Annotated in this window: 18 protein-coding genes, 1 tRNA gene and 3 pseudogenes; 16 read left to right on the forward strand and 6 right to left on the reverse strand. The window is 65.0% G+C overall.

Going from position 1 to position 23,403, the window contains the following annotated elements; all coding sequences use genetic code 11:
- The 7 genes and pseudogenes from OGL92_RS15500 to OGL92_RS15530 all read left to right on the forward strand — a co-directional run.
- A pseudogene (locus OGL92_RS15500) lies at positions 1–1,368 on the forward strand (hypothetical protein); the annotation flags it as partial.
- A gap of 10 nt (positions 1,369–1,378) precedes the next feature.
- Positions 1,379–1,723: pseudogene (locus OGL92_RS15505) on the forward strand (PAAR domain-containing protein); the annotation flags it as partial.
- Entirely contained in the window at positions 1,720–2,319 is a 600-nt protein-coding gene (locus OGL92_RS15510) for a DUF4123 domain-containing protein (protein ID WP_263145051.1), read from the forward strand. The pseudogene OGL92_RS15505 and the gene OGL92_RS15510, both read left to right, overlap by 4 nt.
- Complete coding sequence (locus OGL92_RS15515) at positions 2,303–2,713, forward strand: hypothetical protein (RefSeq protein ID WP_263145053.1); 411 nt, start codon at positions 2,303–2,305, stop codon at positions 2,711–2,713. Before OGL92_RS15510 ends, OGL92_RS15515 begins: the two co-directional genes overlap by 17 nt.
- Positions 2,713–3,954, forward strand: a complete 1,242-nt coding sequence (locus OGL92_RS15520) for a pesticin C-terminus-like muramidase (RefSeq protein WP_263145054.1) — start codon at positions 2,713–2,715, stop codon at positions 3,952–3,954. The genes OGL92_RS15515 and OGL92_RS15520 overlap by 1 nt, the downstream gene beginning before the upstream one ends.
- A complete protein-coding gene (locus OGL92_RS15525; RefSeq protein ID WP_263145056.1) occupies positions 3,938–4,537 on the forward strand; it encodes a hypothetical protein in 600 nt (199 codons plus the stop codon). The genes OGL92_RS15520 and OGL92_RS15525 overlap by 17 nt, the downstream gene beginning before the upstream one ends.
- A gap of 5 nt (positions 4,538–4,542) precedes the next feature.
- Positions 4,543–5,082 (forward strand): hypothetical protein, encoded by a 540-nt coding sequence (locus OGL92_RS15530; RefSeq protein WP_263145058.1) that lies wholly within the window; start codon positions 4,543–4,545, stop codon positions 5,080–5,082.
- A 477-nt stretch (positions 5,083–5,559) separates the two neighbouring features.
- Here OGL92_RS15530 and OGL92_RS15535 read toward each other — a convergent pair whose 3' ends face one another.
- Complete coding sequence (locus OGL92_RS15535; protein ID WP_263145061.1) at positions 5,560–9,903, reverse strand: DEAD/DEAH box helicase; 4,344 nt, start codon at positions 9,901–9,903, stop codon at positions 5,560–5,562.
- A gap of 52 nt (positions 9,904–9,955) precedes the next feature.
- Complete coding sequence (locus OGL92_RS15540; protein ID WP_263145063.1) at positions 9,956–10,168, reverse strand: hypothetical protein; 213 nt, start codon at positions 10,166–10,168, stop codon at positions 9,956–9,958.
- A gap of 415 nt (positions 10,169–10,583) precedes the next feature.
- On the opposite strand from OGL92_RS15540, the pseudogene OGL92_RS15545 reads away from it, so the two are divergent.
- The 3 genes and pseudogenes from OGL92_RS15545 to OGL92_RS15555 all read left to right on the forward strand — a co-directional run.
- Positions 10,584–10,847: pseudogene (locus OGL92_RS15545) on the forward strand (tyrosine-type recombinase/integrase); the annotation flags it as partial.
- A gap of 31 nt (positions 10,848–10,878) precedes the next feature.
- The gene (locus tag OGL92_RS15550) at positions 10,879–11,049 is read left to right on the forward strand and encodes a YhfG family protein (RefSeq protein ID WP_156152798.1); all 171 of its coding nucleotides are present in this window, start codon (positions 10,879–10,881) and stop codon (positions 11,047–11,049) included.
- Positions 11,049–11,645, forward strand: coding sequence for a Fic family protein (locus OGL92_RS15555; protein WP_263145068.1), 597 nt, complete (start codon positions 11,049–11,051; stop codon positions 11,643–11,645). The genes OGL92_RS15550 and OGL92_RS15555 overlap by 1 nt, the downstream gene beginning before the upstream one ends.
- Before the next feature lie 83 nt (positions 11,646–11,728).
- Here the strand turns inward: OGL92_RS15555 and OGL92_RS15560 are convergent.
- Positions 11,729–11,805, reverse strand: a tRNA-Met gene (locus tag OGL92_RS15560).
- A gap of 166 nt (positions 11,806–11,971) precedes the next feature.
- On the opposite strand from OGL92_RS15560, the gene OGL92_RS15565 reads away from it, so the two are divergent.
- The 5 genes from OGL92_RS15565 to OGL92_RS15585 all read left to right on the forward strand — a co-directional run bounded on the left by OGL92_RS15565 (position 11,972) and on the right by OGL92_RS15585 (position 18,453).
- On the forward strand, positions 11,972–13,033 hold the full coding sequence (locus OGL92_RS15565; RefSeq protein WP_263145069.1) for a hypothetical protein: 1,062 nt from the start codon (positions 11,972–11,974) through the stop codon (positions 13,031–13,033).
- Positions 13,034–13,142: 109 nt separating this feature from the next.
- Positions 13,143–13,874, forward strand: coding sequence for a response regulator transcription factor (locus OGL92_RS15570; RefSeq protein WP_263145070.1), 732 nt, complete (start codon positions 13,143–13,145; stop codon positions 13,872–13,874).
- Positions 13,874–15,217, forward strand: a complete 1,344-nt coding sequence (locus OGL92_RS15575) for a sensor histidine kinase (protein WP_263145071.1) — start codon at positions 13,874–13,876, stop codon at positions 15,215–15,217. The genes OGL92_RS15570 and OGL92_RS15575 overlap by 1 nt, the downstream gene beginning before the upstream one ends.
- A 96-nt stretch (positions 15,218–15,313) precedes the next feature.
- Positions 15,314–17,545, forward strand: coding sequence for a TonB-dependent siderophore receptor (locus tag OGL92_RS15580; protein WP_263145072.1), 2,232 nt, complete (start codon positions 15,314–15,316; stop codon positions 17,543–17,545).
- On the forward strand, positions 17,545–18,453 hold the full coding sequence (locus tag OGL92_RS15585; protein WP_263145075.1) for an alpha/beta hydrolase-fold protein: 909 nt from the start codon (positions 17,545–17,547) through the stop codon (positions 18,451–18,453). Before OGL92_RS15580 ends, OGL92_RS15585 begins: the two co-directional genes overlap by 1 nt.
- 424 nt (positions 18,454–18,877) lie before the next feature.
- Here the strand turns inward: OGL92_RS15585 and OGL92_RS15590 are convergent, their stop codons facing one another.
- Both OGL92_RS15590 and OGL92_RS15595 read right to left on the reverse strand, forming a co-directional pair.
- Positions 18,878–19,996, reverse strand: a complete 1,119-nt coding sequence (locus OGL92_RS15590; protein WP_263145077.1) for an aryl-sulfate sulfotransferase — start codon at positions 19,994–19,996, stop codon at positions 18,878–18,880.
- A gap of 61 nt (positions 19,997–20,057) precedes the next feature.
- Positions 20,058–21,071 carry an aliphatic sulfonate ABC transporter substrate-binding protein gene (locus OGL92_RS15595; RefSeq protein WP_263145079.1) on the reverse strand — a complete coding sequence of 338 codons (1,014 nt, stop codon included), beginning with the start codon at positions 21,069–21,071 and terminating at the stop codon, positions 20,058–20,060.
- 34 nt (positions 21,072–21,105) lie between these two features.
- Between OGL92_RS15595 and OGL92_RS15600 the strand changes: the two genes are divergently transcribed.
- Complete coding sequence (locus OGL92_RS15600; RefSeq protein WP_263145082.1) at positions 21,106–22,230, forward strand: helix-turn-helix domain-containing protein; 1,125 nt, start codon at positions 21,106–21,108, stop codon at positions 22,228–22,230.
- Positions 22,231–22,264: 34 nt separating this feature from the next.
- On the opposite strand, the gene ychF is transcribed toward OGL92_RS15600, so the two are convergent.
- On the reverse strand, positions 22,265–23,365 hold the full coding sequence (ychF, locus tag OGL92_RS15605; RefSeq protein ID WP_263145085.1) for a redox-regulated ATPase YchF: 1,101 nt from the start codon (positions 23,363–23,365) through the stop codon (positions 22,265–22,267).
- Positions 23,366–23,403 lie beyond the last annotated feature (38 nt).

Consider the following 23,403-nt stretch of genomic DNA (forward strand, 5'->3'; position numbering starts at 1 on the left):
CTGGTGGATCACCTCAACGGCGACCCGGACCGACCGATCATCACCAGCCGGGTCTACAACGCCTTCCAGATGCCGCCCTGGGGCCTGCCGGCCAACGCCACCCAGTCGGGCTTCCTGACCCGCTCCAGCATGGGCGGCGGCTACGACAACGCCAACGCTCTGCGCTTCGAGGACAAGAAGGGCGAGGAGCAGTTGTGGATTCACGCCGAGAAGAACCAGGACATCGAGGTCGAGCACGACGAGACCCACTGGGTGGGCAACGACCGCAGCAAGACCATCGACCGCGACGAGACTACCCAGGTCAAGCGCGACCGCACCGAGACCGTGGACCGCCACGAAACCATCACGGTGCACGGCAACCGCAGCGAAACCGTCGATGGCAACGAAACCATCCTGATCCACCAGAACCGTACGGAAACGGTGGACGGTAACGAGACCCTCAAGATTCACCGTAATCGCGATGAGACGGTCGATGCCAACGAAACCATCGCGATCCACGGTTCCCGCCAGGAAAGCGTCGACGGCAGCGAAAAGATCACCGTCCACAAAAGCCGTACCAAGACCATCGACAAGAACGAAACCGACAAGATCGGCAGCAACTGGTCGGTGAAGGTCGGCAAGCTCAAGACCGAAACCATTGGCATGGCCAACCTGGAAAACATCGGTCTCGCGCGCATGAGCAACATCGGCGTGGGCTACAGCCTCAACGTCGGGATGTTGATGAACACCGTGGTGGGCATGCAGCAATCCACCCAGGTCGGTCAGCGCAAGACGCTCAAGGTGGGCAGTGACTACAGCGCCGATATCGGGTCGCGCCATGAGTTGAAAGTGGGCGGTGTCTCGCTGCAGCAAGCCGGCGAACACCTGGAGATCGCCTGCGGCGCCGCCAAGATCGTCTTGCGAGCCGATGGCGGTATCTACCTGTCCGGCACCCACATCGAAATCCAGGGCGCCCAGGCGATCAATGCCGACGCGGCGATGGTGCAGATCAACTGCGGCGCCAGCCAGCAGGCGCCGGGTGCGCCCGCCGCCAAAGGCGAACCGTCCGGCGCCGCTGCCGACGCCTCGGCCGAGGGCGGGGCCGCCAGTGGATCGCCGCTGGCGAGTTCGTTCGTCGCGTCCAAGGGCGGGGCCAATCCGCTCGACACCCTGATGCAAGGCCTGGAGGGCGGCAACGCCTTCTCCACCTTGGGCAAGCTGGCAGAACTGGCCTCCGCCGCCGGCATCGGCGGCAAGGGCGCCGGAGTCGCCGGTTCGCTGTTGGGCATGGCGGCCGGCGGCAGCGCCGGCCTGGGAGGCGGTTCGATGGGCGGCGTCGACCCGGCGAGCATGCCCATCGTCGGCATCAATGGCACCGTGAACCGCTGATCAGGGAGAGAACCACATGGGACAACCCGCAGCCCGCGTCGGAGACGCCGCGCTCCATAACCAGGCCGAGGGCGCCATTTTGCAAGGCGAGCCCAGTGTGCTGATCGGTGGCCTGCTCGCCGCTCGAGTGGGCGATCTGGTGAAGCACAACAAGGGCGAGGAACCCATCGTCGAAGGCGAACCGACCGTACTCATCGGCGGTCGTCCCGCCGCGCGCGTGGGGGATCGCGTCGCCTGCCAGGGCGCCATCGCAGTGGGCTGCAACAGCGTGTGGATCGGCCTGAATCGGCAGGGCGAGTGCCTGAAAAGTGCGGGCGAAGAGGGGATCCCATTCGTCAAGACATTGCACGAATGAGCGTGTTCGACTACTCGGCACGACTGGCCACGCTGATGCCCAAGGAGGCGGGTTCTATTTATGCCTTGGTGGATGCCAGCCGCCACCCCCGGTTTTCCGATGAGTTGAGGAAACATGGCATCCGTGCACAGTGTCTGTTCAGCGGCGTGTTGGAGGCTCGTCTCGGCCGATACGCCCCTTATTGCGCGGAGTTTCCTCTGGATGGCGCGTTGGCGGCGTTCTGGTTCAATCACCGCGGACAGGGGTGGCGTAACCACTGGGGTTGGCTGTTCCAAAGCGATATGGAGCTGGACGCGCTGCGCCGGCATTTCAAGAAATTCACCCTGGTCACCCTGCCCGATGGCAGCGAAGTCTTCTGGCGATTCTATGATCCGCGGGTTTTTTGCCGAGTGATTCCGCAGTTGAACCTGGGGCAGCACGGAGAGTTCGTGGGCGATTTGATCACTCGAATATGTTGTACGGAGCCGCGCACTGGCGAAATGCTCGAATTCATATCCAGTCGGGCCTTGTTGGGGGCATTGGGATCTCGAACGTTAAGACTTCGACGTCATCCTTGGCTCGAGAATTTGGCGATGACCCATGAAAATCACCCGTGAGCAATATGCGGCGCTGTGCGCCGCTTATAACGCCGAGCAGCGAGAGGCCTTCGTTCGTCTGGTTCGCCATGAATGGCGGCAAGCACAGGCACGTCTGGTGCCGGGTTTCCCCATCCTGGACGATGCCACGCTGACGGCCTGGGTCGAGGCCTGCCATGACGATTGCCTGGCCCATGATGTCTTGGAAAAGTCCTTGGTCATTAATTACGCTTTTCAAGTCCTGCGCGCAGTGAACCTGGGGGCACGGCATGAATTCATCCAGGGCTTGCGCAATCATTTCCTCAGTGAGCGGACAGGTCGACGGCAGGCACTGGAATGGATCGCTTTCATTGTGGGCGGCGCTCAGGATTCCATGAGCGCGTCTAATACAGAAACCCCGAAAGGACGCACATGATGAGTAGCGGTATCCCTGCGCCGGCTACTGATTCGGTCTCCATACAAGCGGCTGAAAGAGAAAAGGCTGGCAACGACCAAGTAGCCGCGGCCGCGAATAAGGCGCAAGCCAATGCGCAGAAGGCTTATGACGCGGACGTGAAGGCTGCGCAAAAAGCCGAGGATAAAGCGAAGGCCGCGGAAACCAGTGCCCGTAGACATCCCTCTTCATCTGCCCAAAGCCGGGCAGATACCGCCAGGGCCAGCGTGGAGGGCGCGCAGCGCAAACTGGAGGAAAGTCGTGCCGAGCTGGAAGAGGCCAAGGCCGCCGCGGCCCGCGCGGCAGAGGCAAAAGCCAAGACCGATACCGCATATGCCAAATTAAAGAATGATGAGCTAAGGAAATCCCTACCGTCCGAAGAGTTCGATGAAATTCTCAAACAGATCGAACTCAATTGCGGCACCGGACATTTTGTCGACGGAGTGGTGAAGCCCTGCCCTGGGACCTTCAAAAAGAGAAACTGTGCGGGTAGTTCTCCACCGATAACACAGCGCTTGAGCAAGACGGCGCAGGAGGCCATCAATAACGACACGGGGACCACCATCAACTACGAAAAGCTCGCGGATTTCGAAGGGGGACAGGCCACGTCCGCCTATGTGCCTTGGTGGCCCAAGGGGGTAACAGTGAAAGACGGAGTGATCACTGCCGACACCAAGCGAGTTAGGGGCACTGAGGAGCTTGCTGGAGAGAGTAAGTCGGGCGTTACGGTCGGTACAGGGGTGGATCTGGGGCAGCAAGAAAAAAGCGCATATTTTAAACGCTTGAGGGAGGCTGGCGCTACACAGGAGCTGCTAGATAAACTTGATCCCTATATGGGGCTAAAGCGTTCCGCCGCCTGCCGCTACTTGAGAGAGCACCCACTGACGTTGACTCAGGATGAAGTGGATTTGATTGATTCAGAGATGCAGAAGGAAAAAACTAAATCTGTTAAGAATACATTTAATAATTTTTCTAAAAATAATGGATATACGAAAAGATTTGAAGATCTTAGTGAGGCTGAGCGAACAATTTTGCTGTCCAGGCAGTACAATACAGGAAGTCTCAACTCTAACGCGGATCAAAGTTTTATGCTTTATATAGCTAAAGGCAAGACGGCTGAGGCGGCTGCCACGTTAACAGTGGATAATTATCCTGGGGTCGATGCATCACGAATAAATGGCGAGCGTGGCTATTTAGAGGGCTCTTATGTTGAAGGTAATTAAAGTTTTTGGTTTGTTTAATTTATCGATCATGGCGATGATTCCAATGAAGGCATTTCCCTATGAAAAATTTCCAGTAAGACCGTTAGATGGAATGTTTGAAGTAATTAGCTCAGATCCCTCGGTTGAAAATGTGAGCTCTGATCTGCTTGGGCCTGAGATTTTTTATCTTAATCAAAGGGTAAAGTTTAGTTATGTTGGGCCAGTTGGTTTTGATTGGCCCATGCGTGATGAATACAAGATTACTTTATATCCTCCTTTTTTAAAACGATACTGCAATCGTCCTGGGTGGGAGTATATTTGCGAATCAGAACTAACTGAAGCTCCTCTGGTAATGGATGGAATGTTAGATACTGAGCGTCTAAAGATAGATATGGTTAAAAGCAACAAATACCTGAGTAAATACTTAAATAAGCCGGCTTATCATTTCGTGATGACATATTCTGATGAACGTGCTAGCTATGATTTTTATATGTTGGACTGGAATACATTGATTTATTCTACTGCTTACAGTTCTCAGTCAAAAAAATCAGAGGATGATGACTTTGTTTCCGTAATTCAAATCTTGAGGCGGGTCAAGGAATGAGAACATTGTTCAAGCTTGTTTTTTTATTTCTGAGCATTTCTTTGGTTTCTGCTACGGGATTTAGTGTAGCTAATGCAGCAAAAAAGCAAAACTTAGAAGTGGAAAATGGCGAGCAAAGCGCTCCTCACTGTCCTGCCATCATGGACGAGTCAACCCGAGATGAGCATATCGCTTACCTGCGCTGGAGCCTGGATAAGTTGCAGAAAGAAGCGCGAGACATGCGTTCAGGTAAATCCCTTTCCGCCCAAGAGTTGGATCGCATTGCACGCGACAGCTTCGATAAAACACTGGAATCAGGCATTGAAAATGTAAATTTCGCGATAACGCTTTCAGCCTATACGGCCCTGGCCGAATATCAGCAGCGTGATCCACTGTTCATTTCCGAAATGCAGGACTACCTGTTCCAGGCCTGCCGAGAGGATTGTTCCGATAGCGTGATCCACGCCGCGCGAGATTGGGTGGATTACGTCGTCAGGCCAAAAGAAAATACCGTGCTACCGGAAGGTATGAACAAGCCGCCCTATAAGGCATTGGAACCGTTCTAAATCGCTCATCGTACAACGCTCATTCTTGGGCTGCTTCGCGCTGATCGACAGCAGCCGCCGCCCTCAATTTGCCGATGTGCTGAAGCGTCACGGCATACGCTCGGCGTCTATTCAGCGGCATCACCGAGGTACGTTTGAGACGGTATACGCCCTGTTGAGTTTGGCCTGGGGGTGGAATCGTCTTGGCTGGATACCCTATCAGGCATGCGCAGCCCTGAACTCAGGACTCACATACTCCCGCACTTCCCCTGATTCAGTTCAATGCGCATCAACTCGAACAGCTTCCCCAGGTGGAGCAGGAAACGTTCATCGAGAGGGTACAGGCTCATTGTTTTTGCAGGCCTCTATCGCCGATGCACGAGACCTTGGGGTAATCACACGCAACCCGAGTGGGCGCCGCACGAGGCGACGGCGGTAACGGGCAGGTAGCGGACACAGGCACAGCGCCAAAGGCGCCGACCACACCCAGCCCGCATCTCAAGGCTGCCGAACCAGCGCTTGCATGACTTGCGCTGCGCTGGTGCCGTCCAGGTCCACCAGCAGGCCGGGTTTGCCGGCCAGGGTGGCGGCCACCGGGACGCCGTCCCGATAGACCAAGCGGTTGCCGGCGATGGCGGGGATACGTTGGCCGGGCAGTAGGGTGCCCACCAGGTTCAGCGGATCGGCGGCGGAGATCGCCACCAGGCTGCCGTCCGGGGCGCGTCGGCGTACTTCGCGCAGGGGGCCGAGGGCTTCGGGCAAGGCGAATTGCTCGCCGGACAGGCCGTTGACGAAACGTCCGCCGCGGATTTCGCCGCGTGCTTCCAGACGATGGTAGAAGTGCAGCAGGTCGCGCCAGGGCGGCAGCCAGTCCGCCTCGCGCTCCAGCAGGTGCCAGAACACCACCCCATAGCGACGCAGCAAGACCCGGGCGACGTGCTCCAGGGTCGCGGGGTCGAAGGTCTTGCGCCGTGCTGGGCCGGCTTGCGACTGCGTCGCGGGGGGACGACGCAGCAGGGCCCAGCGCCCGGCGTCCTGCATGCCGCCGATGAAGGCGCCACCGCGGCTTCGGCGCGCGCTGCGGCCGCGCTTGTCGGCTGGCGCGAGGAGTGCGCGCAAGCCGGCGAAGCTGTCGGCGTTGACCAGGCCGAGGGCGACCAACTCGCCGAGGGCGTTCTCCAGTTCGGTGCGCAGCAGGTTCGCTTCGCCCATCAACTCGTCGAAGAACAGCGCGCCCTGCCGGGTCAGGGCGTCGACCACCCGTTGCGCCCGCGGCGACACTTCCGGCGGCTCGCTGTCCGCGGTCAAGGCGTTCCAGGTCGCCAGCTCGCGGCGCGGCAACAGCATCACCGGCGTGCCGCGCACCGGGCCGCCGGGGGCGCGGCTGCGGCCCGGCTGGCGAATCCACACCAGCCGGCCGGAGCGGCACAGGTCGTCCAGCCAGGTCCGCCCGTAGCCCTCGATCCGCGCCGGCAGCAGTTCGTTTTCCCAGGCGCCGGCCGCGGCCTGGAAGCCTTCCAGTTGTTCGAGCACCGACGGCAGCGCATCCATCGAGCGGGCGCGATGGTTGGCGGAAACCCGTTGCCAGTCGAACAGGAAGCGCATGAAGTCGGCGCGCTCCACCGGCTCGATCTCCCGGCGCAGGCGTTTCACCGTGTAGCGGTGGATACGCGCCAGCAGGTGCCGCTCGCACCATTCCTCCTCGCGCGCGCCCGGATTGAAGCGTCCGCGCAGCACGTAGCCCTGGGTTTCCAAGTGCACCAGGGCCTGGGCGCACTGGGAGGCGGGCAGGGCCAGCGGCCGCGCGATCGCGCCCAGGCTCAGCGGGCCGAAGCCGGTGAGCCGGGCGCGGAGGATCTCCACCCTGGCGTCCTCTTCGCTCCAGGGCTCGTCGTATTCCTCCGGGATGCGCAACGGCGGCGCGCATTCGGCGTTAGGGTAGAGCGCCCGGAACTGCGCCAGGCGTTCCACCGGTAGCCAGAGCGCATCCTCCAGGGCGATCTGCAGGCGCGTCGCCCGGCCGGCCTTGGCCAGCGCCGCCAGCCAGTCCGGCCAGCCGGCATGGGCCTCGGCCTCGTGCTGGTGGATACAGCCGAGGCCCATCAGCGCCTCGTGCATTTCGTCGCGGTCGCGGACCAGGGGCCAGGCTTCCAGGGCGACCGCGGCGATGGCCTCGGCATCCAGGGCGCCGAGGTCGTCGGTGGATTCCGGGTCGCTCCAGCGCCGCGCCAGGACCGCCTGGGTGCGGCGTTCCTCCAGGGGCGCGTCGTCGAGGAAGGCATAGGGGCGCGCGCCCAGCACCTCCGCCGCCAGCGGCGAGGGTGCCGGCAGGTCGCGGGCCAGCAGTTCCACTTCGCCGCGCTCCATGCGCCGCAGCAGGGCCAGCCAGGCCTCGCTGTCCATGGCTTCGTGGAGGCAGTCGTCGAGGGTCTGCTTGACCAGCGGATGATCCGGCACCTCCCGCTCGCCGACGATGTTCTCCAGGCAGGCGACCTGGTCGGGGAACACCGTGGCCAGCAGGTCCTCGCTCTTCATTCGCTGCAACTGGGGCGCCACCTTGCGCCCGCCGGCCATGCGCGGCAGCGCCAGGGCGGTGGTGGCGTTCCAGCGCCAGCGCACGCCGAACAGCGGTGCGTCCAGCAGCGCCTGGATCAGCATGTGCTCGGCGCTGTCGGCGCGCAGGTAACGCCAGACCTCGTCGAGGGCGAAGCTGTGGCTGGTGGACAGCGACAGCACGATGGCGTTCTCGGTGGCCGCCGCCTGCAATTCGAAGTTGAAGGTGCGGCAGAAGCGCTTGCGCAGCGCCAAGCCCCAGGCGCGGTTGACCCGGCTGCCGTAGGGCGAGTGGATGATCAGTTGGGTGCCGCCGGACTCGTCGAAGAAGCGCTCCATGACCAGGCGATCGCGGGTCGGCAGGGCGCCGAGGGTGGCCCGGGCGCGCGCCAGGTATTCGACGATCTGCCGCGCGGCGGCCTCGCCGAGGCCGAGGGTCTCGGCCAGCCAGGCAAAGGCGGCATCGAGAGGCTGCGTGGCCGGCGCAGCGGCCAGGCGGGCCTCGATTTCCGCGCGCAGGCGGGCGACTCCGGCGGAGAGCTCGTCGCTGCGCCCCGGTGCCTCGCCGAGCCAGAAGGGAATGTTCGGCGGCTGCCCCTGGGCGTCTTCCACGCGCACGCGGCCGGGCTCGATGCGCAGGATGCGGTAGGACGTATTGCCCAGTTGGAAGATGTCGCCGGCCAGGCTTTCCACGGCGAAGTCCTCATTCACCGTGCCGATGCCGTGGCCCTGGGGTTCCAGCAACACGCTGTAGTCGCCGCTCTCGGGGATGGTGCCGCCGCTGCTCAGGGCGGTCAGGCGCCCGCCGCGGCGACCGCGCAGGGTTCGGCTCACCGCGTCGCGGTGCAGGTAGGCGCCGCGCGGGCCGTGGCGGGTGGTGTAGCCCTCGGCGAGCATGCGCAGCACCGCCGTGTAATCGGCGCGGCTCAGCGCGGCGTAGGGTTGCGCGCGGCGCAGGCAGTCGAACAGCGCGTCCTCGTCCCACTCGCGGCAGGCCACTTCGGCGACGATCTGCTGGGCCAGCACGTCCAGCGGCGCCTGCGGGATCACCAGGGTGTCCAGTTCGCCACGGCGCACGCAGTCCAGCAGCGCGGCGCACTCGATCAGGTCGTCCCGCGAGGAGGGGAACAGGCGACCCTTGGGGGTGCCATTCACTTGGTGTCCGGAGCGTCCAACCCGTTGCAGAAAGGCGGCGATGGAGCGCGGCGAGCCCAGTTGGCAGACCAACTCGACGTCGCCGATGTCGATGCCCAGCTCCAAGGACGCCGTGGCGATCAGCACCCGCAGCTCGCCGCGCTTGAGGCGCTGCTCGGCGTCCAGGCGCTGCTCGCGGGCCAGGCTGCCGTGATGCGCGGCCACCGCGCCGCTGCCCAGGCGCTCGGACAAGTGGCGCGCGGCGCGCTCGGCCATGCGCCGGGTATTGACGAACACCAGGGTGGTGCGGTGGGCGCCGGCCAGTTCGGCGAGACGGTCGTAGACCTGCTCCCAGACATCGTTGGCCATCACCGCTTCAAGCGGCACCGGTGGTACTTCCAGGGCCAGGTCGCGGGCCCGCGCATGGCCGATGTCGACGATCGCGCAATCCGCCGCCGAGCCGGGCGGCGTATGCCCCACCAAGAAGCGCGCCACCGCCTCGATGGGTTTTTGCGTGGCCGATAGGCCGATGCGAATCGGTGGCCGGGGGCACAGCGCTTCCAGGCGTTCCAGGCTCAAAGCCAGGTGGCTGCCGCGCTTGCCGCCGGCGATGGCGTGAATCTCGTCGACGATCAGGCTGCGCACCGAGGCGAGCATTTCGCGACCCGACGCCGAGCCCAGCAGCACGTAGAGGGATTCGGGGGTAGTGACCAGGATGTGCGGCGGCCGCTTGCGCATCGCCGCGCGCTCCTTTTGCGGCGTGTCGCCGGTGCGCACCGCGGTGCGGATCTCCACCTCCGGCAGGCCCAGGCGTTGCAGCTCGGCGGCAATCCCGGTCAGAGGGGTCTCCAGGTTCAAACGGATGTCGTTGGACAGGGCCTTGAGCGGCGAGACATAGACCACCCAGGTTTCGTCCGGCAACTCGCCACCCCGGTCCAGGCCCTCGCGCACCAAGTCGTCGAGGGCGGCGAGGAAGGCCGTGAGGGTCTTACCGGAGCCGGTGGGTGCCGCCACCAGGGTTGGACGGCCCGCCTTGATCTGCGGCCAGGCCGCCACCTGCGCGGGCGTCGGCGCGGCGAAGGCCGAGGCGAACCAGGCCGTCACCGCGGGATGGAAAAGGGCGTCGGGAAAGTCGGAGCGGGAAGGGGCGTTCATCGGACGAATATGGCGGCGCCCCGGGCCGACCACAAGCCCGCCGGGCGGTGGATCAGAGGCCGAGGCCGGCGAGCAGCCCGGTCTTCAGCGCCAGCAGGTGCACGGCAAACCAAGTGAGGCCCAGCGCCACGCCGCCGAGCCAGACGCCCAGTGCGACCTGCAGGCTCAGGCTGCCGTTGCGCCGAGCCGGCGCGCTGTGGCGGGCATGGCCATATTCGGGTGAATCGTCACGTTCGGCACGGATGCCAGCAAAATCGTCTCTCATCGTTCCCCTCGATACGGCATGGGCAGGAAATCGGCTAACGCTGTGACCGCGGGAGACGCGCGGCGGTTCGCGGCACTCATGACGCCAGACCGCCTGCGCGAAGGCGGACACCCCGTCAGGGCCGCCAGCATAAACCCAACACGGCATCGCCGCGCCCAGGTTCGGACCGGACGCCAAGAAGGTGGTGGCGCTTGAAGGCACATGAGGGCGAAGGGGACGACGAGTTTCGAGGAATGATACCGCTCGAGGCCAATGGACCTTTCGACCCAGGGGCCAGGACTCGATCGTGAGTCTTGCCAAGGTCAACGCTCGGTCGGCGGATCACTTGTTTCATTTATAAGGGCGGGGCCGTCGCTGAAGATTCTCAACGGCAAGCAGAGGCTTTCTGATAGGGAAACGTGAGCAGGATGCCGGTGCTTTCCGCAAGACTTATGAGCGCACCGGATTGCACACGCCTGGGCAACTGACACATATCCTGCGTCACACTTCGCCAGCCACTACATGATGCAGGGCGACAACATCCTCACCTTGCAGCATCCTGGGTCATGGCGATATCAAGATGACCATGCGCTATTCGCATCTCGCGCCGGATCACTTCGCCACCGCCTTGACCCTTTCACCGCTTGGGTTACTGAGCCAGAATGAGGGACAACCTGATAGCGGCGTGCATCCGGTATAATGGCCGCTGGCGAAACGAAAGAGGAAACCCCATGACAGGTGTATCTCTGCAAGCCAAGAAGGCTTATTGCGCTAAGGCCCGCCGGTCGAACTATGCGGCCAGCCTACGTCTCGAGGGGTTTAACACGACCCAGGCCGATGCCGAGCGTAAGCTCCCGACCCGTGAGGCTGCTTTGAACGCTGCGCGGTCTAGTCAGGCCTGATGCTCGACAAGTACGGCGTCGGTCAGGATCCTTACTGCTACCCAGGCACCGTCGTTCTACGTAATCGTCTTGGCCTGATTGGCGATAGCGCTCTCCATGAAGCTGAGCGCAACCTCTCAGAAATCGCAGCTAGTCAGCTGGACTTCGATCTCCCTCCCTACGATCTCGCCTACCTGCAGCGTATACACCGGCATCTGTTCGGTGACGTCTACGACTGGGCGGGTGAGTTGCGCACTGCCGATATCTCGAAGGGGGGAACGCATTTCTGCAACGTGACCCGCATCAAGGCGGAATCCACCAAGCTGTTCAAGCGAGTAGCCTCAGCTAGGTGGTTCGAAGCAATGGCTCGTCCAGATCTGGTGGTGGCCGCTGCAGAGCTGTACGGAGATCTGAACATCATCCACCCGTTTCGGGAGGGAAATGGCCGGGCTCAGCGCATCCTGTTCGAGCACCTGATCATTAACGCGGGCTATCAGGTCGACTGGTGGAGCGTAGGTGAGGCTGAGTGGATTCAGGCAAACATCGATTCAGTGGTTTGCGACTATCGCGCAATGACCGCCATTTTCGAGCGCTGCATCGGTGAACCCATCGCCTGATGTGGGCGGGACAAGAAAGGGGCAATTTAGAGGCACCCTAGAAACAAAAAAGGGCTTAGCTTTCGCTAAACCCTTGTTTTGTTTGGTGGCTACGCAGGGACTTGAACCCCGGACCCCAGCATTATGAATGCTATGCTCTAACCAGCTGAGCTACGTAGCCAAGTGGCGCGCATTATTCTGATCCCGCTGTCGGCTGTCAAGCGTTATCGGTTCCGCATCAAGCGCTTAGCGTGGAAATGCCGATCGCGATTCCGGGCCTTCGGGCCGGCTTTGAGAGCGGGCGCTTCCGGTGAGGGGAGAGGATGTCGCGGTTCCGGTTTGTCCTCTTGATGCTGCTGGCCGCGCCGTACGGCTTGCCTATGGTTTGCAGCGCGGACAGCTCCGCTTTCCCGAAACCGGCCTATCTGTCCGCTCCCTTGCAGCCGAGCGGTCAGCTGCATTTTTTCAGTTCGCGAGTGGAGGGGCAGGGCGGCGAGGCTCCGCGGAGGGCGCTGGTCGTGCTCCACGGCCACGGGCGGGACGCGGGTCGGACGTTCGCGGCAGCGTATCGCGCGGCGGTGCTCGCCGGCCGCGTCGACCAGACGCTGATCGTCGCGCCGCTGTTTCAGGTGGCCGTGGAGGCTTCGTCGCATTGCCGGTCGGTGGGTCTTCCGGCAGTGCAGGCGGGCGATGCGCTTTGGTCCTGCGCATCCTGGATGGAAGGCGGGAGGGCGGAGAACGGCGGGCCGGGCGCGTTTTCGGCGCTGGATACCTTGTTGAAGACCTTGAAGCAGCGCTGGCCGAGCGTGCGGCAGGTCACCCTGGCGGGGTTTTCCGCCGGCGGGCAGATGCTCCAGCACTATATCGGCTTCGCCGCGCCTCCCCCTGGGGGCCTCCAGGTGCGCTACGTGGTCGCCGATCCGGGGAGCTGGCTTTATTTCGACGACGTACGACCGCGACCGGTGCGACAGGGCCAGCCGGTCGACTGGCTTAGCTGCCAGGACGAGACCGACCGCCCCGGCGGGTGTGCCTACGTCTGGGCGCCTGCCGCGGCGTGCCCTGGCTTCGATCGGTGGAAATACGGGCTGAGTGGCTTGCCCTCGGCATTGGCGGCTCCGGGACGCGCGCCGCGCGAGGTGTACGCGAGTGCGGATATCGCTTACCTGGAGGGCGCCCTGGATCAGGGCGAGGCGCCAGCGGCGCATGGCAAGGTGCTGGATCGCGCTTGCGCTGCCTTTGCCCAGGGCTCGTTCCGCCTGCAACGCGGGCTCGCCTATGCGGCCTATGACCGCGAACGAATCGCGCCGGATAAACGCCGACGAGTCCAACGGGTGCCGGGCTGCGCCCATGACGTCGCCTGTGTCTTCACCTCCTTAGAGGGCCGTGCCGCGCTCTTTCTGGCGCCCTGAGCCCGGCCGGTTTGCGGGTCGGATCCGCCCCGGGACGCCTGCCACGGTGAAGCTCCGCGACGGCGAAGCGATTGCGCAAACGTCGGTCGGATGAGAATCTTGCGTAATCGTGAACCCCTATCATTCAACCGACCCTGTCTCGCCCGCCCGCATCCTGATCGTCGAGGACGACCTGGAGCTGGGCGCGCATTTGCGTGCCCACCTGAGTCGCCGCGGGTTCGAGGTGCAGAGCACTTCGCGGGGCGACCGGGGCTTGAGCATGGCGCTGCAGCATCCGCTGGATCTCGTGCTGCTGGACATCATGCTGCCCGGTGAGAACGGCCTGGACGTACTGGCGCACCTGCGCCGCGAGCGGGGGACGCCGGTGATATTGATGTCGGCGCTGGGCGCGGAGCAGGATCGCATCACCGGCTTCAGCCAAGGGGCCGACGACTACCTGCCCAAACCCTTCAGCCTCGCCGAACTCGATGCGCGGATGGACGCGCTGCTGCGCCGCGTGGCGCTCGATCGCGGCGCGAACCCGGCGCGTCCCAAGACGGTCGAGTTGGCGCTGACCTTCGATCCGCTCGCCCGCGATGTCGTGTTCAACGGGCGCAAGGCCGGGCTGACGGGGTCAGAGTTCCGGTTGCTGACCACCCTCCATGAGCATGCGGGCGAACCCCTGACCAAGGCCTTCCTTTATCAGCAGGTGCTGCACCGTGCCTATACCCGACTGGACCGCGGCCTGGACGTCCATGTCTGCAACCTGCGCCGCAAGCTGGCCGCGATCCAGGCCAATGAGTTGCAGATCGAGGCCGTGCGCAACCAAGGCTACGTGTTGGTCTGCAGCGGGGCAGCCTGATGCACCGCCGGCATCCGTTGCTGTGGAAGCTGGCGCTGCTCCAGGTGTGTTTTTGCCTGGTGCTGGTCTGGCTGGTATGGGGCTGGGGCATGCAGGTCGAGCGCAGCACTTACTTCCTGGACGAAGCCGACCGCAGCGTCCTGGCAGGTTATGCCGCCGAGGCCGAGCACGTGGCCGCGACGCGGGACGCCGAGGCCGTGGAACGCTGGCGCCAGGCGTTGCAGCGTCGCGAACACACCTGGGTCGGCGTGCTCGATGAGCACTTGCGCAGCCTGGGCACGCAGCCCCTGAGCGCCGAAGACATCGGCCACCTGACCTTCATGCGCAAATTGAGCTGGCCGATGAGCAAAAGGCTCGAGGACGAGCTGCCTTACGTCAGCATCGCTTTCCCAGAGCACCCGCAGAACGGTCGACTGGTCCTGCAACTGCCCGAACGTCTCTTGCCGCCGGGCCTGACCCCCTGGACCCATCTGTTCACCCACGGCGTTGTTCCGGTGCTGCTCGCCCTGGGGCTCGGCCTGGCCCTCTATCGCCACCTGGTGGTGCCCTTGACCGAGCTGCGCGACCGCGCCGACGCCTTGCGCGCAGGCGATCTGGCGCCCCTGGCCGGCGGCTCGGTCGCCCGTCGTCGCGACGAGCTGGGCGAGCTGGCGCGCGCCTACGAGCACATGGCCGAACGGCTGCGGCAGAGCCTCCATCAGCAGCGGCAATTGCTACGCACCCTGTCCCATGAAATCCGCACGCCCCTGGCGCGCCTGAAGATCGCCAGCGAGAGCGGCCTGTCGCAACAGGACCTCGAGCGTCGGCTGGGCCGCGAGATCGAGGAGATGCAGCGCCTGGTGGACGACTCGCTGAACCTGGCCTGGCTGGATGCCGAAAAACCGCGGTTGCTCGCCGAGAACCTGGTGGTGGCCTCGGTCTGGGAAGCCTTGGCTCAGGACGCGCATTTCGAGAGCGGCTGGCCGCTGGAGGCGCTGATCTGCGAGCTGGGTAGCGATTGCGAAGTCCATGTCCACCTCGACAGCTTCGCCCAGGCGCTGGAGAACGTTCTGCGCAACGCGATCCGGCACTCGCCCGAGCAGGGGATCATTCGTCTGTCTGGCGAGCGGGTGGGCGACGACTGGCTGCTTACCGTGGAGGACTCGGGGCCCGGTGTCGCCGAGGCCGATCTCGAGCGCATCTTCGAGCCCTTCCTGCGTCTCGACGGGGCGCCGGGGACGGGCTTCGGCCTGGGCCTGAGCATCGCCCGGCGGGCCATCGAGCTCCAGGGTGGGCAACTCTGGGCCAGCCGGGGAGAGCGAGGACTGCGGATGAACCTGCGCCTGCCGGCGGCGAATGTTTAGAAAGTTAATGCGCTTTACTCGCAATTGCATCTAATTATCATATGCGCTCTTTGCTGGCCTACCGCCACCGGTGGCTCACGTTTCGGAGATCGCATCATGCATCGCTTGCCGCCTTTTTCCCTGCTCGCCCTGAGCATCTGCAGCCTGTTGCCAATCGGCAGTTCCGCCGCGGAGATCGCGACGCCCGCTTCCATCGAACTGGAATCGCAGACGGTGCTCGGGACCGCCGAGGAAGAGATCAAGCAGGCGCCGGGCGTTTCCATCATCAGCGCCGAGGACATCAAGAAACGTCCGCCGGCCAACGATCTGTCGGAAATCATCCGCACCATGCCCGGGGTCAATCTGACCGGCAACTCCAGCAGCGGCCAGCGGGGCAACAACCGGCAGATCGACATACGCGGCATGGGGCCGGAGAACACCCTGATCCTGGTCGACGGCAAACCCGTCGCCAGCCGTAACTCGGTGCGCTATGGCTGGCGCGGCGAGCGCGACAGCCGTGGCGACAGCAACTGGGTGCCGGCGGACCAGGTGGAGCGCATCGAAGTCATTCGCGGGCCGGCCGCCGCGCGTTACGGCAACGGCGCGGCCGGTGGCGTGGTGAACATCATCACCAAGCAACCCAGCCCGGAAACCCATGGCTCGGCCACGCTCTACCATTCGTTCGCTCAGCACAGCGAGGAAGGCGAGACCGAGCGGATGAACTTCGGCCTCAACGGCCCGCTGACCGACGCCCTGAGTTACCGGGTCTACGGCAACGTCGCCAAGAGCGAGGCGGACGACGCCGACATCAACAGCGGCCACGAATCCATGCGCACCGGCAACCAGGTCGGCACGCTGCCCGCGGGGCGCGAGGGGGTACGCAACAAGAACGTCAACGGCTTGCTGCGCTGGGCGCTGTCGCCCGAGCAGACCCTGGACCTGGAAGCCGGCTACAGCCGCCAGGGCAACATCTACACCGGCGATACGCAGAACACCAACAGCAACGCCAACGTGAAAAGCCTGCTGGGCCACGAGACCAATATCCTGTATCGCGAGACCTACGCCCTGACCCATCGCGGCGACTGGGATTTCGGCACCTCGCTGGCCTACCTGCAATACGAGAAAACCCGCAACAGCCGGGTGAACGAAGGCCTGGCGGGCGGCACCGAGGGAATCTTCTCCAGCACCGACTTCAACACCAGCGTACTGCGCGACCTGACCGCCCATGGCGAGGTCAACCTGCCGCTGCACACCGGCCTCGAACAGGTCCTGACCCTGGGCGGCGAATGGGTCGAGCAGCGCCTCGACGACCCCAGTTCCAACGTGCAGACCACCACTGCCGGCGGCAGCGTGGCCGGGTTGCCCAGCAGCGATCGCAGCAGCACCGCGTCGGCGCGCATCGCTTCGCTGTTCGCCGAGGACAACATCGAGCTGCGTCCCGGGACACGACTGACCCCGGGCCTGCGCCTGGATCACCACGACGTCGTCGGCGACAACTGGAGCCCGTCGCTGAACCTGTCGCAGGTGCTCAGCGAGACGCTCACCCTCAAGGCGGGCATCGCCCGCGCCTACAAGGCGCCCAACCTCTACCAACTGAACCCCAACTACCTGCTGTATAGCAACGGCCAGGGCTGCTACGGGCAAACCAGCAGTTGCTACCTGCAGGGCAATGCCGACCTGGACGCCGAGACCAGCGTCAACAAGGAGCTGGGGCTGGAGTACCGCGACGGCGGCCTGGTGGCCGGCCTCACCTACTTCCGCAACGACTACAAGAACAAGGTCGAGTCCGGCCTGAGCCCGGTGGGTCGAGCCAGCGGCGGCACCGGCAGCACCGCCAATGCCAGCATCTTCCAATGGGAGAACGTGCCCAAGGCCCTGGTGGAAGGGCTCGAAGGCAACCTCGCGTTGCCCCTGGCCGAGCGGCTGAGCTGGACCAACAACTTCACCTACATGCTGCAATCGAAGAACAAGGAAACCGGCGACGTGCTCTCGGTCACGCCGAAGTACACCCTGAATTCGATGCTCGACTGGCAGGCCCGCGACGACCTGTCGCTGCAACTGAACGTGGCCTGGTACGGCAAGCAGACGCCGAAGAAATACGACTACCACGGCAACCGCGTCACCGGCTCGTCCAACAACCAGCTGTCCCCCTATGCCATCGCCGGGATGAGCGGAACCTACTCCCTGAACAAGAACCTCAGCCTGACCGCCGGCGTGGATAACCTGTTCGACAAGCGCCTGTGGCGAGAGGGCAACGCCCAAGGGGTGAACAACATCGAAGGTGCGGGCGCGGCGACCTACAACCAGTCCGGGCGCACGCTCTACACCAGCCTCACGGCGTCCTTCTGATGCCGCGAGCCCTCGGCATTCTCCTGAGCCTGGCCCTGCTCGCGCAGGGCGCGCCGGCCGTCGCCAGGCCGGTGGCGGACCAGCCCATGGACGCGCCGGTGCTGCGCGAAGCCAGCGCTTATCGGTTCGGCACGCTGGAGATGGACTCCGCGGACGGCGCGCGGCATTACCGGGTCTGGATCGGGCAACCCGCTTCCTTGGACGCCGCCACGCCGGTCGCCTACCTGTTGGACGGCAACGCGGCGATGAGCGCCCTGGACACCGACCTGTTGAATCGCCTGGCGCAGCGGCCCGCGCCGCCGGTACTGGTCGCGGTGGGCTACGCCACGCCGCTGCGCATCGAGCGCAGCGCGCGCACCTTCGACTACACGCCGAGGATCGGCGGCGCCGCGGAGCAACGCGACCCGCTGACGGCGGCGCCCAGTGGCGGCGCGGATGCCTTCCTCGATTTCCTGACCCAGCGACTAAGGCCACTGATCGACCAACGGCTGAAGCGGGAGTCGAGCCGGCAACTGCTGTGGGGCCATTCCTACGGGGGCCTGCTGGTGCTGCATGCCTTGATGACCCGGCCAGAGACCTTCCAGGTCTATGCCGCCGCCAGTCCGTCGCTGTGGTGGGGCAACGGCGCCATCGCTGCCGATCGCCCCGGCATGGAGCTGCGACTGCGCGGAAGCCGGCCGCAGCTACTGCTCATGCGCGGCGACCTCGAGCCCGCGAGCCCGACCGCGGCCGCCGAGCCCGGTGTCGTCCGTGACGCCGCGGCGAAGCGGCTGCTGGAAAGCCTGCGCCAGCTCGACGGGCTGGAGGCCCGCTACGAGACCTTCCCAGGCCTGGGGCACGGCCCCATGCTGGCGGCGTCCTTGCGCCATACCCTGGAGTGGCTCAGCCAAGGGGTGCCTGCGCAGTGACGGCGGGGCATTCCGCGGAATGCCTGTCGAGCGCTGCAAAGCGCCGCCCCCGGCTCGGTCGCTGCTGCCCGCCACGTTGGCGTGCGGGGACCGGCAGCGCTCCGACTCGATCCTGGCCCTGCACGAACGCCCTGAGCGGTGCCAGGCGAGGCGAACATCGTTGCTGTGAGACACGCCGTCCAGGTGCGTCGAGCCGCGTTTTCGCCCGGCATCACCAATCCCATTGGGCGTGGCGCGTTCCGCGATGTCCGACGCAAGTGAAGCGGCGCGAGCCCCGCGCGACGGGTCATCGAGGCGTGAAGCACCCACCGGGTCCGGCACCCGTGAGCGCCGGGCGTTTCCAGGCCTGCCGGGGTTCCATCCGATCCACGCCCCCCGTTGCCGCCGATGTTCATCTCCCGCCCTGCCTGCTGGTGTCGCCGACTCAATCTCGCAGCCAAGGAATCTCCTCCGCCTGGTAGCGATGCGCGCGGAATAGGGCGTTGTTCTCACCCGGCAGGTAAGCGCGCGACGCGGCGTCGGGGTAGGCCGCGAAGTGGGGGTTGACGTATTCCCAGACCACCTCCCCGGTGCGGGTCACCTCGAACAAGCGGCCGAAGTTGGCCTCGGTGATCAGCGTATTGCCGTTGTGCAGGCGCTGCGCGCCGCCCATGAACGGCGTGAAGAAGGCATAGCCCGGGGTGTCCGCGTACTGCCACTCGATGCGCTGGGCGATGGGATCTATTTCGAGCACCCGCGAATACGGCATCGACACGTGCGGCCGTGAGATGCCGTTGTCGAAGACCAGCACGCGGCCGTTCTCCAGTTCGCTCGGGCAGTGCTGCTGGGCCACCAGGTCGTGGCCCAGGCGCCACAGCACGCGGCCACTGGCACGCGCCACGGCGATCACCGAGGACACGCTGCGCAGGCTGAGGATCACCTTGCCCTCGCGCGCTGGCGTCACCGCGTTGGCCATCGGCCAATGGGCGCGCTCGAAGCCGTCGTGCAGGGGGTAGTCCTCCGGCGCCAGGTGTTCCCAGCTGCGCCACTCCCACAGCGCCTTGCCGGCCCGATCCACTTCCTTGACCACATCGGCGTAGATCACGCCGCCGGGTGCCTCGCTGCCGGGGATGCCGCCGCGCACGCGCCGGGCGATAGCCGCGGGAAGCGGCGCGACGGTGGTGTAGAGCAGGTTGCCGTTGGCGAGCCACTGCGCATCGTGGTGATGGGCGAGGTCGGTGTGCTGCCAGACCACCTCTCCCGACGGCGTCACCTCGGAAAAAGCCCCGCCGTGCCACACCGACCAGCCAGGGAACAGCTCGGGCGAGTCCGGGTGATTGCCGTTGTAGCCGAGGTTGCCGTTGGCCAGCAGCACCGCGTCGCGGCCGGGGCGCTGAGGCAGGGTCCAGCGGTGCACCTCCTCGCCGTGGAGGTCGATGAGGAACACCTTGCCGCCGGCGGTTTGCGGCGCGAACAGGGTGTAGCCGCCGGCCGAGCGCTCGGCGTCGACCGCGATCAGGCCGGTGGCGCGGCGCCTCAGGGTGATGGAATCGAGTGTGGGCATGCTTTCTCCAGGGTGAACGCCGTCCTGCCGAGGACCGGCATGACGGATGGGCGAGTGGGCGTCAGGGCGTGGCGGGCAACAGGGCGTTGTAGCGCTCGTCGAAGACGTCGGTGACGCGTAGCGGACGAGGAATCAGGCGCGCCTGGGCGAAGGCATCGGCCAGCCGCTGCTGCAGCGCGGCGATACGCCCGTCGAGGGGCACGAAGCGCAGGTGCTGGCGTTCGAGCATGCCCTGCACCAACGGCAGCGGCAGGCGAGTGGCTTGCGCCAGGCGCTCGGCCCAGGGGCCGGGGTTGGCGGTAGCCCAGGCCTGGGCGCGGGCCAGGCGGCCAATGAAGTCGCCGATCAGCTCGGCCTGGCGTGGGTCCCCGAGGGCGGCCAGGCTGGCCAGGGTGAAGTTGAGGCCGGTTTCCGGCCAGTGGCTCCCGTCCAGCAGAATCCTGGCGCCCCGCGAGGTGGCCTGGCCCACGAAGGGATGCCAGACCGTCCAGGCGTCCAGCCGCCCGCTGGCGAAGGCGTTCTGCGCATCCACCGGGCTGACGTAGGCCACCTCGACGTCGGTGGGCCGCAACCCCGCTTCGGCTAGGGCGGCGAGCAACAGGTAATGCGCACTGGAGCCCTTGGCCACGGCGATGCGCTGGCCCTTCAATTCGCCGGACGCGCGGATGGGCGAGTCGGCCGGGACCAACAAGGCATTGTTGTTCTGCGCCCCTTCGGCCGCCGCCACGATGCGCACATCGAACCCGCCCGCCTGGGCGAACACCGGCGGCGCGTTGCCCACCACGCCCAGGTCGATGGCGCTGGCGTTGAGCGCCTCCAGCAACGCGGGTCCGGTCGGGAAGGGATGCCAGGCGAGCCGGTAGGGCAGGTCACGCTCCTCGCCGGCCGCCGCCAGCAACGCCTGGGTCAGGCCGCTCTGGTCGCCCACCCGCAGGACCGCGTTCGCCAGGGCATCCGGCGAGCGGTTATCCAGCGGCGATGGCGCGCTCTTGGCCTGGCCGGCGAGGAACAGCGCGCAGAGCAACGCGGTCGCCGCGTGCCGAAGGCGCTTGGTCAGGGTGGGCTTTGTGGGCATCATCGAGGCTCTCGAATCACGAATTGGCCTCAGTATGTCGACGTCGCCCGTGCGCCACTATGTCGAACACCCCTCGTTTCCTGCCGCCGAGGGCCCACGCTGCGTGTGGGTCCTGGTGTTTCCCGGCTCGTTGCTGCTGAACGCCGCGGGCCCCCTGGAAGTGTTCGCCGCCGTGCCCCGGGTGCTGGGCGGGGAATGGGCCGGCTCGCCGCCCTACCGGGTCGTGCTGGTTTCACCCGGGGGCGGCGAGATCGAGACCGTTTCGGGGATTTCGGTGTGCACCCGCGCGTTCGAGGACGTGGAGCACGAGACCGGGCCTGACACCCTGATCGTCAGCGGTGGCCCGGGGATATCGTGTGTATTGACGGACCGGCGCGCCATCGCCTGGCTGCAACGCAGGGGCCCCAGCGCTCGTCGCTTGTGTTCGGTGGGCTCGGGGGCCTTCGCCCTGGCCGAAGCCGGCCTGCTGGAAGGGCGGCGGGTGGTGACCCACTGGAAGTTCGCCGAGGCGTTGCAGCGGGAGTACCCCGGGCTGCAGGTGGAACGGTACGCGCTGTTCCTACACGACGACGGCCTCTGGACCTGTGGCGGCGCGGCGGCCGGCATCGACCTGGGGCTGGCGTTGCTAGAGGAGGACCTCGGCCCTCATGCCGCGCTGGCACTGGCGCGCTACTTCACGGTGTTCCTGCAACGTTCGGCGAAACAGCCCCAGCTCAGCGCGGCGCTCAAGGCCCAGAGCGATGCCCTGCGCACCGATCGTGACCTGCGCCTGGTGCGCCTGCACGCCTGGATCGCCGAGAACCTCGATGCCGACCTGCGGGTGGAGCGCCTGGCGGAGCGGCTCGGCATGAGCCCACGCCATTTCGCCCGCGCCTATGTCGCCGCGACCGGCGGGACGCCGGCGCAAACCGTGGAGACTCTGCGCCTGGAGGCGGCCTGCCGTTTACTGGAGACGACCCGGGAGCCGATCAAGCGCATCGCCGAGACCGTCGGTTTCGGTCATGAGGAACGCATGCGCCGCAGCTTCCAGCGGCAACTGGGCACCAGCCCGCTGGGCTACCGTACCCAGGCCCGCTCAGGACAGCGGGAGCGCTCGGGGCAGGCCGGGTATCGCCATGACGGCGGACCGGCGTTCGCCTTGGACCAGCTCGCGTACTGAAGCCGGCGGCCTCAGCACGGGATCGAGCCGTGGATCAGACGTTGAAGCGGAAGTGCATCACGTCGCCATCCTTGACGATGTAGTCCTTGCCTTCCAGGCGCCACTTGCCGGCTTCCTTGGCGCCGTTTTCGCCCTTGTACTGGATGAAGTCGTCGTAGGCGACCACTTCGGCGCGGATGAAGCCTTTCTCGAAGTCGGTGTGGATCACGGCGGCGGCCTGGGGCGCGGTGGCGCCGATCCGTACCGTCCAGGCGCGGACTTCCTTGACCCCGGCGGTGAAGTAGGTCTGCAGGTTGAGCAACTCGTAACCGGCGCGGATCACCCGGTTCAGGCCAGGCTCTTCCAGGCCCAGGGATTCGAGGAACATGTCCTTTTCCTCACCGTCTTCCAGCTCGGCGATTTCCGCCTCGATCTTGTTGCACACCGGTACCACGAGGGCGCCCTCGGCGTCGGCGATGGCGCGCACGGTGTCCAGCAGCGGATTGTTCTCGAAACCGTCCTCGGCGACGTTGGCGATGTACATCACCGGCTTGCTGGTCAGCAGGTGGAAGCCGCGGACCAGTTGTTTCTCCTCGTCGCCGAGGCTCTTCATCAGGGTGCGCGCCGGCTTGCCTTCGCTGAAGTGCGGGATCAATTTTTCCAGCAGGGCTTTCTGGGCGACTGCGTCCTTGTCGCCGCCCTTGGCGTTGCGGGTGACTTTCTGCAATTGCTTCTCGACGCTGTCGAGGTCGGCGAAGATCAATTCCAGCTCGATGATCTCGATGTCCCGCTTGGGATCCACGGAGTTGGCCACGTGGATCACGTTGTCGTCCTGGAAGCAGCGCACCACGTGGGCGATGGCGTCAGTCTCGCGGATGTTGGCGAGGAACTTGTTACCCAGGCCTTCGCCCTTGGACGCGCCTTCCACCAGGCCGGCGATGTCGACGAACTCCATGGTGGTGGGCACCACTCGCTGCGGCTTGACGATCTCCGAGAGGGCATCCAGGCGCGGGTCGGGCATGGGCACGATGCCGCTGTTGGGTTCGATGGTGCAGAACGGGAAGTTCTCCGCCGCGATGCCGGATTTGGTGAGGGCGTTGAACAAGGTGGACTTGCCGACGTTGGGCAGGCCGACGATGCCGCAGTTGAATCCCATGGTGTTTCCCTCGCGGAGATGATGTCGGTGGAGAAGGG

Source organism: Pseudomonas sp. RIT-PI-AD, from assembly GCF_025642785.1.
In the GTDB taxonomy this organism is placed as follows: Bacteria; Pseudomonadota; Gammaproteobacteria; order Pseudomonadales; family Pseudomonadaceae; genus Pseudomonas_T.

Coding starts and splice junctions, on each gene's coding strand:
- OGL92_RS15510 (WP_263145051.1), top strand. CDS start 1,720: ATGAGCGTGTTCGACTACTCGGCACGACTGGCCACGCTGATGCCCAAG.
- OGL92_RS15515 (WP_263145053.1), top strand. CDS start 2,303: ATGAAAATCACCCGTGAGCAATATGCGGCGCTGTGCGCCGCTTATAAC.
- OGL92_RS15520 (WP_263145054.1), top strand. CDS start 2,713: ATGAGTAGCGGTATCCCTGCGCCGGCTACTGATTCGGTCTCCATACAA.
- OGL92_RS15525 (WP_263145056.1), top strand. CDS start 3,938: ATGTTGAAGGTAATTAAAGTTTTTGGTTTGTTTAATTTATCGATCATG.
- OGL92_RS15535 (WP_263145061.1), bottom strand. CDS start 9,903: ATGAACGCCCCTTCCCGCTCCGACTTTCCCGACGCCCTTTTCCATCCC.
- OGL92_RS15540 (WP_263145063.1), bottom strand. CDS start 10,168: ATGAGAGACGATTTTGCTGGCATCCGTGCCGAACGTGACGATTCACCC.
- OGL92_RS15550 (WP_156152798.1), top strand. CDS start 10,879: ATGACAGGTGTATCTCTGCAAGCCAAGAAGGCTTATTGCGCTAAGGCC.
- OGL92_RS15555 (WP_263145068.1), top strand. CDS start 11,049: ATGCTCGACAAGTACGGCGTCGGTCAGGATCCTTACTGCTACCCAGGC.
- OGL92_RS15575 (WP_263145071.1), top strand. CDS start 13,874: ATGCACCGCCGGCATCCGTTGCTGTGGAAGCTGGCGCTGCTCCAGGTG.
- OGL92_RS15580 (WP_263145072.1), top strand. CDS start 15,314: ATGCATCGCTTGCCGCCTTTTTCCCTGCTCGCCCTGAGCATCTGCAGC.
- OGL92_RS15585 (WP_263145075.1), top strand. CDS start 17,545: ATGCCGCGAGCCCTCGGCATTCTCCTGAGCCTGGCCCTGCTCGCGCAG.
- OGL92_RS15590 (WP_263145077.1), bottom strand. CDS start 19,996: ATGCCCACACTCGATTCCATCACCCTGAGGCGCCGCGCCACCGGCCTG.
- OGL92_RS15595 (WP_263145079.1), bottom strand. CDS start 21,071: ATGCCCACAAAGCCCACCCTGACCAAGCGCCTTCGGCACGCGGCGACC.
- OGL92_RS15600 (WP_263145082.1), top strand. CDS start 21,106: ATGTCGACGTCGCCCGTGCGCCACTATGTCGAACACCCCTCGTTTCCT.
- ychF (WP_263145085.1), bottom strand. CDS start 23,365: ATGGGATTCAACTGCGGCATCGTCGGCCTGCCCAACGTCGGCAAGTCC.